A 13198-nucleotide genomic window follows, 5' to 3' on the forward strand; every position below is an offset into this window, starting at 1 on the left:
CTGTTACCCGTCAATTTGGAACGTAATACGGTTTTGTACACCAGACACTTCCGTTGCTTCGCCATTTACCACTCGAGGCTTATATTTGAACTTCATTGCCGCATCAATAGCCGCTTGTTCAAAAATACCTGAAGGGTTAGCTTCAACAACAATTGGGTCGCGTACTGCACCTTGTTTAGTTACTGTAAATTCAACAATAACGAAACCTTCAATACCCCGTTGAAGTGCACGTCGTGGATACACTGGCGCAACCTTAACAATAGGAAGATATTCACCGTCACCGGATTCGAGGGCCAACCCGCCTTCTAGCGAGATGTCGTCTCCGACTTCAGCACCAAAGTCCATCGACGTACCTTCTGCATCTGGAGAAGGCGAGTCCATTTGAGGCTGCTCCATTTGCGGTGGCGGCTCTTCAGGCTTAGGTGGCTTCTTCGGCTTACGATCTTTTTTCTCAACCTGTTCATCCTGCTTAACCCTTACGAAGTCAAGCACGCTTCCCTTAGGCGGCTCAGTTAGTGCGCTGCCACCCATCTTGATAAGCGATTGCATCAAGAAGAACAGGCCTAACGTGATCGCAAGGGAAATAACAAATGCGATTAAATATCGTGGCATGATTTATTGCTCTTGGGCTGCAATCGAAACATCGTAAACGCCAGCGGCTCGCGACGCGTCCATAACCTTAATCAGTGTTTCTGTTGTGGCTTTTTTGTCAGCCTGAATTACAACAGAACCCTGTGGGTTTTCTGCGCGAAGACGCTCAATGTTCGCTTGTACTGCGCGAACGTCGATACGGCGTTTGTTAATCCAAATTTCGCCTTTATCTGAAATAGCGATAAGGATATTAGCGCGGTCCTTTTTCACAGCAGTTGCTGCTTCTGGACGGTTAACATCGATACCCGCTTCTTTCACAAATGACGCAGTCACAATGAAGAAGATCAACATGATAAATACAACGTCCAGCATGGGCGTCATGTCGATGGCTGCTTCTTCTTCATCGACTAAGTTTTGAAAGTGCTGCTTCATAATAAATACCTTACCTTAACGCTTAGCTAGCATTAACGTTGAATAATCAATGCATCCTCAAGATGCGTGCGTTCTGATTTCACCATACGAGTTAACCAGGTAGCGGCGAATACGCCTGAAAGTGCGCCAACCATGCCCGCCATTGTGGGGATAGTGGCTTTCGATACACCTGAGGCCATTGAACGAGCATTACCTGAACCCGCAATCGCCATTACATCGAACACTTCAATCATACCGGTAACCGTTCCCATCAAGCCTAGCAGCGGACAAAGCGCAACCAGTGACTGGATAATTGGGATGCTGCCGTTTAGGCGCATGGTTAACTGTGAAATTGTTTTCTGACGAACCTGCTCTGCGAACCAAGAAGAGCGATCGGCACGTGCTGTCCACATTGCTATCGCTTCTTTCTTGGCTTGCTTGTGCCAAACCATCAGATACATCGCACGCTCGAGGATCAAAAGCCACATAACGAATATCAGCAGACCGATGACCAGGAGAACCTGGCCACCTGTTTCTGTGAAATCGCGAATTGCTTCTAGAAACTCGATCATGATTAGCCTCGCTCAGCGCGCTCTGCAATTACGCCAGACGCCTGTTCTTGTAGGATGTACACAATGTTCTTAGAACGTGTGTTAAGCATTGCATAAAGCAGTGTCATTGGAATCGCTACAACTAGACCTAGTACTGTTGTTACAAGTGCTGTTGAAATACCACCTGCCATCAGTTTCGGGTCACCCGTACCAAACAACGTGATAGCCTGGAAGGTGTTGATCATACCGGTTACGGTACCTAGTAGACCCATAAGCGGTGCTACAACAGAGATAATCTTAATGATAGTTAGGTTACGACCTAACTTAGGCACTTCGCCCAAAATCGCTTCTGTAAGGTGAAGTTCAAGTGCTTCAACATCTGCGTTTGGATGCTCGTCACGTACTTTAAGTACACGGCCAAGTGGGTTGTTTGTGTTAACTTCTTTGCTCTTAAGTTGCTTATTAACCTTCATACGGATAAGCGACAGTGATACAAGACGCTCAAGAGCTAGTAGTAGACCAAACGCACCAACGATAAGAATGATGTAACCTACAACACCACCTTGCTCTACACGCTCTTGAAGGTTAGGTGCTTGAACAAGAAGACCTAGGATTGAACCACCCGTTGGGTCGATACCGAACTGCACTAATTCACCGCTTGATGCTTGTAGTTCAGCAGCAGAATCCATGTAACGGTCAGCAGGCTGACGTACAAGTTCAGATACTGTACCTGTTACACCGTTGTACTCTAGGTATTTACCATCAGCAACAAGTGCAAAAGGACCTACGCGAACAACAGACTTATTCACTTTTTCACCGCCCGCTTCAACAACGTCTGTCTTGAACGTAGTGACTTTGCCGGCTTCAGTCATTTCACGCTGCATTTCAAACCAAACGCGCTCAATTTCTTCAATTGATGCAAGTTTTGAGCTTGAACCCATGTCCTGTGCCATCTTATCAAGGAAGTCAGCACGGCCAGGGATTTGTGCAGAAACCACTGAGTTATAGAATTTGTTTTTGGTGTCGCCAGCGATTTGCTGAAGCACACCGAATAGCTCTTTAAGTGAACCAAGACGTGTGTCTAGTGCACCGTTTAAGTCAGCCAGTTTGAATTCGTTTTCTTCGAACTGAGTTTCAAGCTGCTCTGATTGTGCAAGCATTTGGTCGCGCTTTTCACGAGTTTCGCGAAGAATGCGATCTTGCTCTGCACGTTGCGCTTGGAAATCACGCTCGCGCTGTTTGTTTTGCTGAGACTGTGCGAACTGACCTTCTTCTAGTTGCTTAAGAAGTGCGTCTAAGTCCATGGCACGGTCGCTTTGTGCGAAAGCACCAACGCTGATGCTAAGGGCTGCTAGACCAACAGCGATACGTTTTACTGTGTTAAACATTCTCATCAACCTCTTAGTCTGTAATTGCCACTGGCAGCATTAGCAAGTCTGGTGCAAGTTGCTTCTTCGCCATGCGCAGACCTTTTGTAATTTGTGTACGGTAGCTGCTATCAAGCTCTTCCCACTGACGAGTTTGCTTGTTCCAAACACCCTGCATGCTTGCGTCACGTGTTTGATAAATTAGCGCTGTGCGACCAAGGCGTAGGAATTCAACGTCACGCTCTTGACCGTTAATTGAATGAATACCGCTGTACGCTTCCATAGTGCGGCCGTAGTCCATCTCTACTTGATACGCTTCCATTACGCGGCGGAATTTTTCAGACGCAGCAACGTCGGCACGGTCCATCATAGCGCGAAGGTCAGCAACGCGATTTGCGCGCTCTTCTGGAAGGAATGGTACGTCTAGCGCAACAAACTGCTCTAGGCCGTCAATCATGCGCATCATTAGTGGCGTGATTTGACGCTCAACAACAGACACTTCATCGATAGCAGCATTTAGGTCTGCCATTTCTTGTTCTTGGTTATTGATTTGCTTACGAAGCTGAGTGTTATAAACCTCAAGGCCTTCGATTTCTTTCATCAATGTTTTGAACTGTTGAAGTTTGCTGTCGATTTGATCGGTAATACCGTTAATCTTTTCTTGCGATTTCGCCGCTGACTCGTTTATTTTCGCTGCCTCATCGACAACGGGTTTTAAGACTTCATCGTCTTGTGCAAGCACGGGTGTCGCTGCTAGCGCACCTGCTACAAGCAAAGCATTGATAAGCTTCATACATTCAAACCTTTAAAGTTAAAAGAAATCGGTTTTGTCCGACTATAAATTTCTGCGCGTAGGATAGGAGTTTTCTGTGACAGTTTTATTACGAAACTGTCATAAATAGACCAAAAGTGTCATCTATTGCACATAAAAAAAGGCCGCTGGTTAGCGGCCTTTGTAATAAGTTAAGGTTTAGAAGTCATATTTATATGACAACCTAATACCTGTACCCCTTGTCTCCGACCTAAGCAACGTATCATTGAACTCAATTTCACGATCTTCACCTAGGATATTTTGAACGCGTAATGTGACAGTGCTATTAAAGTCTGGGTAATACTTGTACACCATATCAAGTGAATGGAATGGTTGTTCGAAGTTATCGTCGAAACCGTCGATACCCGGAATTAGAATACGCTCACCAAATACGTTGTAGACGAGTGAGGCAGAGTGTTCACCATTATCTGAGTCATAACCCAACTGCATGTTAAGTACATACTGAGAGTGACCCGTCATACGACGTTCAACATTAGTAATCGCCGCAGAAACACCGGTTTGCTCAACAATATTCTGACGATCTAATACGATTTCAGAATCACTGACAGTGATGTTACCTGTAGTAAACAAGTTGTCCCAGATACCGTCACCAATAAAGGCCAAATCTTGTAGGAATTCAACTTCGACACCATAAACCTCACCAGATTCTGCGTTAGCAATACGAATTAGCGGTGGACCATCCTGAGCTGGAGATTGTACCGATTCAATTGGCGCTTCCATGTCTTTGTAGAATAAGCCTACCGATACGTTGTTGCCTGCTTCACGGTACCATTCCCAACGTAAATCATAGTTAATGATATCTGTTGTGCTTACACCAGGTGTACCCGCAATCGGGAAGTTAGTTAATGGGTCTAGGTAAGTTGCTGATGACACTTCACGAAGATCAGGACGCACAACTGTTTGACCGATGCTCGCTCTTAACTGCATATCGTCTTCTAAGAAGTAAGTTACAGCAAGCGCTGGATAAAACCCGTCTTCTTGAAACGCTAGCTGTGAACGATCCGCTTCGTCACTCAAGTCAAATTGGTTTGTTCGCGGATCCAATGGCGCCACTACCTGACGGAAGTCTTCATAACGAGCACCACCAGTGAAACGCCATTTGTTGTCATAGAAGAAATCAGCTTCTAGATAGTACGCATCAATTTTCTGACCCGCTACATAGTCATCACCAGCAATCGTCGTATCACGAATGATAGGTCGGCTAGACAAAGACAGGGTGTCTAAAACGCTGTCGCTGAAGATTTCGCTAAAGTCGTTACCATCTAATATTGAACGGTCTTCAACACCTAACGTATTGATATCGAAACGGCGGTTTTCTGCTGTACGAGTTTTGGTTACAAAGCTTGCACCCACTTTGTACTCAGTTTCCCACTTACCCATTGTCATCGGGTAAGTCACGTTATAGCCAAAGTTCTCCAAGCGGTCGTGAAGATTTTGGAAAGTATAACGAGCAGCAGTTTGTGCATCAGATAAGAAGATTTCGTTTTCATCGTCAAAAATACCATCTTCATTCACATCTTCCATAACGAAGCGTGCATTGAAGTTACCTGGCGCATAGCGTACCGAGCGGCCTAATGAGTATGTCCAGTCAATACCCATGAAGTTTAGCTCTGGGATTGTATGCTGGCCTTTAAGCTGATTGGTATATAGCGAGCGTTCTTCGTACTGAACATCAATATCTCTAATACGCAAGCCTTCTGCTTGGTTTAAGTTTTCAGTATTACCGAACATCTCGCGGATTTCGTCGCGCGTATCGTTTAGCACGATAAGGCTATAATCAATACGATGTTGACGGTTATAGTCTACACCTAGTGTTAATAGTGAAGACCAAGTCACCGTTTGCTCTGTACCTTGGATATCATCAAAGAAGCGTACATTGATAATTTCATCGCCGACTAAGTCAGGGTCTTGTAGCTCGTATTCTTCTGATGAACGGGTTTGCGCTGAATATCGCGAAGTTACCAAAAAGCCAAAGCGCCAGTCTTCATCGTAATCATAGCTGTCACCATAAGTGATATTAACGCGCATGTCAGGATCGGCAGACTCTCTTTCTAGCCCGTATTCTCTATTAACACCTTTGAACAGTTCTAATGCTTCTTCTGGCTCAAGATCGTCTAAGAAATTTTTTGAATCCCAACGTTCTTGAATAGCCGCTGAAACGCCACGAGTACCGTCGTCTTCACCTGTCCAATCGCGCCCACCACCAGCATAATTTAACACATCACCAGAGTTTTCCGTATCGATACCAACCGCAGCTGATACGTTGAAAACACGCTGTGTAGGTATAGATTTCAATCGGATATTTACGTTACCACCACCGAATGCCGCGGGCATAGATGGTGAATACGACTTCTGAACCGCAAGGCTTTCGATAATGCTCGACGGGAACAAGTCGAGAGGGATTACGTTACGCGTTGGATCTGGGCTTGGCACGATTGCGCCGTTTAATTGTGTTGATGAGTAACGCTCACCAAGGCCACGAACATAGATGAAACGACCATCTACAAGTGTTAGACCAGTTACACGGCGAAGTGCGCCCGCAGCATCACTGTCACCAGTACGAGCGATCTGCTCAGCACCCATGATGTCAGCTACGAAGGCTTGATTTTTACGTTCTTCCATTACTGCTGTCGCGGTACCTTTTAAGCGCGTACCGGTAGCGACAACTTCCTCAATCACTTCTTCTTCGTTTGATTGAGCGTTGGCTATAGTCGTTGGAAACAAAATGCTTGCTGCAACGGCTAAGCTAATGGGCTTTAGAAGAAACCTGTTAGCAGGTCTGTTCATGATGAACCTCTTTAGAAAGGAATACTTTCACGAAAGTTATTCGTGTTTTACAAACTTAAAAGCAAGTGCGCCACATTTGCAACGCACTTGCTTGTTTTTAGCTATGCGAACTGAGTCTTATTCAAGACCAACAGTCCATCCCGCAGTCCAGTCGTTATCAGCGTCTTTAACTGCGCCGATAAAGTCTACTGAAGAGAAGAAGCTGTCTAGCGTCGATACGTCAGTCGCTACTGTTGCATCAACTGTGTAGATACCGTTAAGTACTGTCGCAGTGTTGTCTAGTAACGTGTTACCAGATTGTGCAGTGAACCACGCTTCTTGGTCGAAATCACCAGAGTTGTTGATGTTTTCAGCACACGCTAAAACAGACGTTTCGAAAGTAAGCTGAGGCGTGTTCGTGCCATCCATGTTAGCCAGTAGCGTAGTATCGCCATCGCTAAGGTCAGCTTCGAAACACTCGCCCATTCCCGCAGGACCAGTTACAACAAAGTTGTAAAGTTGTGCATTCGTTTGGTCGCGAAGTAAAACACCTTCAGAGTCTGCATCAGCAGTGTCGAACTCGTTACCAATGATAGTCATGTTAGCAACCATTGGGTTAGAGAACGCTGTGCCGTCGCCGCCGTCACCGTCGCCTTCAATTGCGCGGTTAGCATCAGAGTTATCTTCAGCGTGCTTAACAAGTACAAACTGAAGCTTACCTACGTAGCCGTTGTCCCAGTCTACTGAGTCATCTTGAATGCCTGTTAGCGTAAGATACTTAACGTTTACTGCACCACCGAAGAACTCAACACCGTCGTCTGCGTTTTTGTGAACTTGTACATACTCAACAGTAGTACCAGAACCCACACCGCCAAACGTAATACCGTTTAGTTCGTTATCTGGTGCAATTTCAAAACCACCGTGCATTACGCGAACGTAGCGAAGTGTACCAGAGCTATCTGTGTTGTCAGTTCCTCCGAAAACTGCACCTTCTTGTGCACCTTCAACTTGAAGTGAACAATCGGTACCGTCTTGAGGACACTTAGTTGATTCGCCGTTACCTAGAACGATCATACCGCCCCATTGTCCCGCTTCACCCGCCTCAAGGCCGCCAACAACGTGGTCACGTGAAGTGAATGTAATTGGGTTTTCAGCAGTACCGTTTGCATTGATTTCTGAATCACGGCTAATTACTAGGTAGTCATTACCAGATGCACCGTAAACGGTAACGCCTGGCTCAACAGTAAGGGTTGCGCTGTTTTCTTTGTCACCACCTACGAATACTGCACCTGAAAGCGCGTAGAAGTTACCTTCTGTAAGCGTCAGGTCAGACGTGATAGTGCCAGACACTTCGCACGTAGTGGTTGAACCGTCTACTGGCGTGATAGAAGTCGTACCTGATGGACAGCCAGAAGCTGATTGTACTAGTTCGATGTTACCGCCACCGAAACCAAATGCCCAACCTTGACGCCAGTCGTCTTCACCAATCGCACCAATGAATGTGTTTGCTTCAAAGAATGTATCAAGCAATGTTGACGCATCGCCACCAGCTGTTAGAAGTTCACTTTGCGCTGTAAGCGTGCCGTCGGGGTTAAGACCAAGGTTTGCACGGTCTTCAAACGCGATTAGCTGATTGCCTTCTTGACCTGTAAACCAAGCTTCTAGATCAACTGCACCTTCAGGTGTGTTGAACGGCTCAGAACAGGCAATAGCTGAGTAAGTCATAGTTAGGTCACCGTCAGAAAGGTTAGCTTGAACCGTTTCGTCTGTGTCCATTTCTAAACACTCGCCCATTGCTTCTGGACCAGTGATTAGGAAGTTCATTAGGTTTGCGCCAGTTTGGTCGCGAAGTAGAAGACCTTCAGAGTCAGCGTCAGCTGTGTCGAAAGTGTTACCGATAACTGTCATGTTAGCGATCATTGGCTTAGAGAATTCTAGACCGTCACCACCGTCGCCGTCACCTTCAATACCGCGGTTTGCGTCAGAGTTGTCAGCAGCGTGCTGAACGTAAACGTACTGAAGCTTACCTTTGTAACCGTTGTCCCAGTCTACTGAGTCATCTTGGTTAGCTGTTAAAACTAAGTGTTTCGCGTTTACCGCGCCACCGAAGAATTCTACACCGTCATCAGCGTTGCTGTGTACTTGTACATAGTCAACTTCTGTACCTGAACCAACACCACCAAATGTAATACCGTTAAGTTCGTTGTCTGGCGCAATTTCAAAACCAGCGTATTTCACTACTACGTATTTAAGGATACCAGAACTGTCTGTATCGTCTGTACCACCGAATACCGCACCTTCTTCTGCACCTTCTACCTGAAGCGCACAGTCAGAGCCGTCTTGCGGGCATTTAGTTGAAGTACCGTTACCAAGGATAACCACACCACCCCATTGGCCTGCTCCAACTTCATCACCTACAACGTCGTTGAAAGATGTCATGATGATTGGAGAAGATGCTGTGCCTTCTGCTTCAATTTGAGAGTCACGGCTAACTACAAGGTAATCTGCACCAGTGCGACCAAAGATGATTGTACCTTCTTCGATTGCTAGCGTTACGCTGTCTGCTTTGTCGTTACCAATAAATACTGGACCTTCAAGTGCCCACACTGTGTCATTAGTTAGCGTGATAACGCCTTGATCGTCAGCATCATCAGCTGTTAAACGACCAGAAAGAACGCGTACTTCAACCGACTGGCCGAATGCATCAGAAACTTCACCACTTAGGAAAGAGCTTACTTCACCTGGAGCTGTATCATCTGAACCAGTATCGCCACCAGTATCGCCACCAGTGTTTCCACCGTTATTATTAGTTACGCTGTTATCAATATCACCTTCACTGATATTAATATCGCCGCCACAGCCTGCTAGAACTAGTGCAGTAGCAATAGCTGAAGCCTTGAAAAGTTGCTTAAGTTCCATGTGTTTCTCCAGGTACGGTATAGTTATGGATTTTGAAAACGCGGAAACTTTAACTGAGGTAGATGACACATTTGTTACATTAAGTCGCTGTAACAAAAGTTTCATAGAAAAAGTTCAATTTTGGGCTAAAAAAACGTTTAGAAGACTCACTTTGGCAACCAGGAATTTGTTTTTTGTATATTTTTCTAAAACTTAATTGGTAAAAATCTGAAACTTTTGACCGAACGTAGACATTATTTATTATCAACCGCCCCCTTTTTTTAATCGCAATTAGTCAGTTATTCGTCAATATACCTTCTTGATTTGTGACGTAATTATGACATGAAGGTAGGGTGAAGTAGACTTTAAAGAGGCTTCCACCTAAAAAACTTGTTGATTTGTTCAGCTGCATTAGAGCGGTTAACGTTGCTCTGAATGGCACTTATTATTCGTCAAGCAATCGGCGTTGGCGTACCAGTACGTCTTCACGAATGGGGAAATATCCGTCTCTTAACACCTGCTGCTGCCCTTCCTGTGACAAGATATAGCGCAAAAACTCCCTTTCCAGAGTAGGTAAAGGCTCACCAGGCTTTTTATTTATCACTAAATAAAGAAAACGGGCAAACGGATACGTTTCGTTGCGCACCGTATCAATAGAAAGAGGGATTAAGCTATCTAGCGACTCACCTAAAGGCAGAGCGCGAACTCCTGCGGTTTTATAGCCGTAAGCGGCATAGCCAATCGCGCCTGTACCGCTGGCCACGGACAATACTACAGATGCAGAGCCAGGTTGTTCGTTTACCGTATTCTTAAAGTCACCATCGCACAGCGCCATCACTTTAAACAAGCCGTAAGTACCCGATACTGAATTTCGACCGTACAGCCTGATAGGAGAACGATAGCCTATATCGTCAACGCCGAGCTGAGACCAATTGGTAATGGCTGTATTGCTGCCACAAAACTGGGTTTCAGAAAACACCGCGTCAACTTGCTCAAGGGTCATACCCGGCAGCGGATTGCGTCTATCCACAAAAATGGCGATGGCATCCATTGCCACTTTTAATACTGTAGGCGGGTAACCGTGGGTTCGCGTAAAATCCCGTATTTCACTGGGCTTTAATTCCCGGCTCATAGGGCCAATGGTAGCTGTACCTTCAATAAGTGCCGGCGGAGCGGTGGATGAACCAGACGCCTGTATTTGAAAGCCGACCTGGGGATAAAGAGTTTTAAATTCCTGTGACCAAAAGGTCATTAAGTTTGCCAGCGTGTCTGAGCCAACAGAGGATATTTTTCCTGCCACCCCAGGCTTACGTTCATAGGCAGGTACTTGATAGCTACCAGAAGCAGATGACGAGCTTTGAGTATTTTGAGAATCAGCCAGGGTTCCAAATGGTAACAGTAAGCCTATTACTAAAAGTAACATTGAAAGGCGATAGCGTTGCCCTTTCATCTTGTCATGCTTTTTGCTCACCAACACTTCTCGCCTCTTAGGGTTACAGTTGCTCTGCAATCAACTCGTTATCCAGTACAAACGAGAAATTGCTGCCCTCACCCAATGTACTGGTTATATCTAAACGAGAATTATGATGACTTAGTACATGTTTTACAATGGAAAGACCTAAGCCAGAGCCACCGGTTTTGCGAGAGCGCGCTTTATCCACGCGATAAAAACGCTCGGTAAGACGGTTTAGATGATTTGGCTCAATACCATCACCGTTATCTACCACAGAAAATTGCGCGCCATTGGGTTTACGTCGCCAGTACACATTAATTTCGCCACCAGCAGGTGTGTAGTGCACCGCATTAAACACTAGGTTTGAGCAAGCACTTCGAAGCTCGGTCTCAACGCCGAAAACATAGAGTTCTTTGTCGATGTGGAAGTTTATTGTGTGGTTTTTCTCTTTATTAAGCGCCTGCGCTTCTCTTTCCACTTGCGCAAGGACCACAGGAATATTCACAACATTTTCGTAGATGCGTTCCGAACTTGCTTCAATGCGCGACAACACCAGCAAGTCTTCTATCAAGTTTTGCATACGGTGGGTTTGCGATGTCATTTCTTTCATCGCTTTTTGCATGAATGGATCGGAGTCTTCATCAATAGGAAGAATTTCAAGGTATCCGTTAATGACCGTTAGCGGTGTACGCAATTCATGAGACACATTTGCCACAAAGTCCTTACGCATTTCTTCAAGCTGGGACACCCGCGTTATGTCACGGGCAATCAGCAACAAATGCTCATCGCCATACGGCATAATCCGGTATTCAAAGGTTTTGTTGGGGTTCGTAGGCGACGGTACTTCAATGGGGTATTTATAATTCCCTGCATGAAAGTACTGAATAAACTCCGGATGGCGCAACAAGTTGTCGATTCGACGCCCAGAGTCTTGCGGCCATTTAAGCCCTAAATCCAAGCGAGCAAGGCGGTTACACCAAATAATGCAGGCCTTAGCATCAACCACTACCGCCGCATCAGGCAAGGCTTCAGAACCCTCTCTAAAGCGCTTTACCAATTCACCAAGCTCTTTACGCTTATTGCGGTTACGACGCTGAAGGTAATAAATACCTTCATAAATATGTTCCCACACGCCACGCACGGTAGGTGGAGACATTTTACGACTATGCCATAACCAGCGATTTAGCTTGTAAAGATGCCAGTAGTTAAATAGCAGTAGCAGGGTTGCGCCAATAGCAACGGCGAATAACATATCATCTAGATACCACCCGACTAGCGCAAAAACCACAAGGAATAGCACTAAGCGCAATGTACTTCTCAACCAAGAGAACGGGTAATACATGAAATAGCTCGCGTTGTTAAAGGTAGAATTGGGCGCATGCCCAGATGGCGCAGCGGCATCAAGGGAATAACACTATGTTACTCCCTAAACACTACATTTATTACAGCTTAGTAGAAAAACGGTAACCCGCGCCGCGTACTGTTTGGATCATAGCATCATGTCCGTGGCGAGAGATAGCTTTGCGTAGACGTCGAATATGTACATCTACCGTTCTGTCTTCTACATAAACATTGGTTCCCCAAACATTATCTAGCAGTAGCTCTCGGCTATAGACACGTTCTGGGTGCGTCATAAAGAAGTGCAACAATTTAAATTCAGTCGGCCCCATGTCTAACGGTTCTTCATTCGCCATTACGCGATGTGATACCGGTTCAAGTTTAAGACCATTAAATTCAATGGGCTCCTCGCTTGATGTAGGCGTTACTCTTCGCATCACTGCTTTTATTCTTGCCACAAGCTCTTTCGGCGAGAATGGTTTAGTAACGTAGTCATCAGCACCTGCATCCAGGCCGCGAATTTTGTCTTCTTCCTCGCCACGGGCTGTAAGCATGATGACGGGAATGTCACGAGTAAACTCGTGCTGCTTTAAACTTTTAGCTAGCTGTACACCGCTTCCTCCCGGCAACATCCAATCTAATAAGATTAAATCTGGGTAAGGTTCGCAAATTTTTTCTTGCGCGATGTCGAAATCTTCGGCTTCAATAATGTTAAAACCAGATTGCTCAAGCACAAACTTAAGCATTTCACGGATAGGCGCTTCGTCCTCAACCACCAACACTGTACGAGACATCGTAATATTCCTGCTCATTTTTAAACGCCGTTATTATTAATGTGGTCTGTGACAGTTTTATTAAAACGATTACATTTATGTGTCAAGTTTAATACAAGCTTGTTCCAAAGTTTAAATACATAATCTTGTTTATTCATACGATTACGCATATTCTTGAAATTACATAAAACCGACTGTTATTGTTGCAAAGGTGAGCA

General features: G+C 45.4%; 10 protein-coding genes. All 10 read right to left on the reverse strand.

Annotated features, from left to right (window positions below; all coding sequences use genetic code 11):
* Window positions 1-3 precede the first annotated feature (3 nt).
* The 10 genes from KUL49_RS01495 to phoB all read right to left on the reverse strand — a co-directional run bounded on the left by KUL49_RS01495 (window position 4) and on the right by phoB (window position 13001).
* Window positions 4-612 (reverse strand): energy transducer TonB, encoded by a 609-nt coding sequence (locus KUL49_RS01495; protein WP_014948290.1) that lies wholly within the window; start codon window positions 610-612, stop codon window positions 4-6.
* Window positions 613-615: 3 nt separating this feature from the next.
* A complete protein-coding gene (locus tag KUL49_RS01500; RefSeq protein ID WP_014948289.1) occupies window positions 616-1023 on the reverse strand; it encodes a biopolymer transporter ExbD in 408 nt (135 codons plus the stop codon).
* Window positions 1024-1055: 32 nt separating this feature from the next.
* The gene (locus tag KUL49_RS01505) at window positions 1056-1574 is read right to left on the reverse strand and encodes a MotA/TolQ/ExbB proton channel family protein (protein WP_012517279.1); all 519 of its coding nucleotides are present in this window, start codon (window positions 1572-1574) and stop codon (window positions 1056-1058) included.
* Window positions 1575-1576: 2 nt separating this feature from the next.
* Window positions 1577-2941 (reverse strand): MotA/TolQ/ExbB proton channel family protein, encoded by a 1365-nt coding sequence (locus KUL49_RS01510; protein WP_131136060.1) that lies wholly within the window; start codon window positions 2939-2941, stop codon window positions 1577-1579.
* A gap of 13 nt (window positions 2942-2954) precedes the next feature.
* Window positions 2955-3713: a DUF3450 domain-containing protein gene (locus KUL49_RS01515; RefSeq protein WP_014948287.1), complete on the reverse strand. Its 759-nt coding sequence runs from the start codon at window positions 3711-3713 to the stop codon at window positions 2955-2957.
* A gap of 177 nt (window positions 3714-3890) precedes the next feature.
* Complete coding sequence (locus KUL49_RS01520) at window positions 3891-6539, reverse strand: TonB-dependent receptor domain-containing protein (protein WP_131136061.1); 2649 nt, start codon at window positions 6537-6539, stop codon at window positions 3891-3893.
* 117 nt (window positions 6540-6656) lie between these two features.
* A complete protein-coding gene (locus tag KUL49_RS01525) occupies window positions 6657-9437 on the reverse strand; it encodes a hypothetical protein (protein WP_131136062.1) in 2781 nt (926 codons plus the stop codon).
* Between the two features lie 424 nt (window positions 9438-9861).
* A complete protein-coding gene (locus tag KUL49_RS01530) occupies window positions 9862-10893 on the reverse strand; it encodes a PstS family phosphate ABC transporter substrate-binding protein (protein WP_131136063.1) in 1032 nt (343 codons plus the stop codon).
* Between the two features lie 16 nt (window positions 10894-10909).
* The gene (phoR, locus tag KUL49_RS01535) at window positions 10910-12211 is read right to left on the reverse strand and encodes a phosphate regulon sensor histidine kinase PhoR (RefSeq protein WP_014948282.1); all 1302 of its coding nucleotides are present in this window, start codon (window positions 12209-12211) and stop codon (window positions 10910-10912) included.
* A 100-nt stretch (window positions 12212-12311) separates the two neighbouring features.
* Window positions 12312-13001 (reverse strand): phosphate regulon transcriptional regulator PhoB, encoded by a 690-nt coding sequence (phoB, locus tag KUL49_RS01540; protein ID WP_014948281.1) that lies wholly within the window; start codon window positions 12999-13001, stop codon window positions 12312-12314.
* Window positions 13002-13198: the final 197 nt, after the last annotated feature.

Source organism: Alteromonas sp. KUL17 (assembly GCF_006538305.1).
In the GTDB taxonomy this organism is placed as follows: Bacteria; Pseudomonadota; Gammaproteobacteria; order Enterobacterales; family Alteromonadaceae; genus Alteromonas; species Alteromonas macleodii.

What these genes read in the sequence shown, in the direction of transcription:
- KUL49_RS01495 (WP_014948290.1), bottom strand. Translation starts at nt 612, where the DNA reads ATGCCACGATATTTAATCGCATTTGTTATTTCCCTTGCGATCACGTTA.
- KUL49_RS01500 (WP_014948289.1), bottom strand. Translation starts at nt 1,023, where the DNA reads ATGAAGCAGCACTTTCAAAACTTAGTCGATGAAGAAGAAGCAGCCATC.
- KUL49_RS01505 (WP_012517279.1), bottom strand. Translation starts at nt 1,574, where the DNA reads ATGATCGAGTTTCTAGAAGCAATTCGCGATTTCACAGAAACAGGTGGC.
- KUL49_RS01510 (WP_131136060.1), bottom strand. Translation starts at nt 2,941, where the DNA reads ATGTTTAACACAGTAAAACGTATCGCTGTTGGTCTAGCAGCCCTTAGC.
- KUL49_RS01515 (WP_014948287.1), bottom strand. Translation starts at nt 3,713, where the DNA reads ATGAAGCTTATCAATGCTTTGCTTGTAGCAGGTGCGCTAGCAGCGACA.
- KUL49_RS01520 (WP_131136061.1), bottom strand. Translation starts at nt 6,539, where the DNA reads ATGAACAGACCTGCTAACAGGTTTCTTCTAAAGCCCATTAGCTTAGCC.
- KUL49_RS01525 (WP_131136062.1), bottom strand. Translation starts at nt 9,437, where the DNA reads ATGGAACTTAAGCAACTTTTCAAGGCTTCAGCTATTGCTACTGCACTA.
- phoR (WP_014948282.1), bottom strand. Translation starts at nt 12,211, where the DNA reads ATGTATTACCCGTTCTCTTGGTTGAGAAGTACATTGCGCTTAGTGCTA.
- phoB (WP_014948281.1), bottom strand. Translation starts at nt 13,001, where the DNA reads ATGTCTCGTACAGTGTTGGTGGTTGAGGACGAAGCGCCTATCCGTGAA.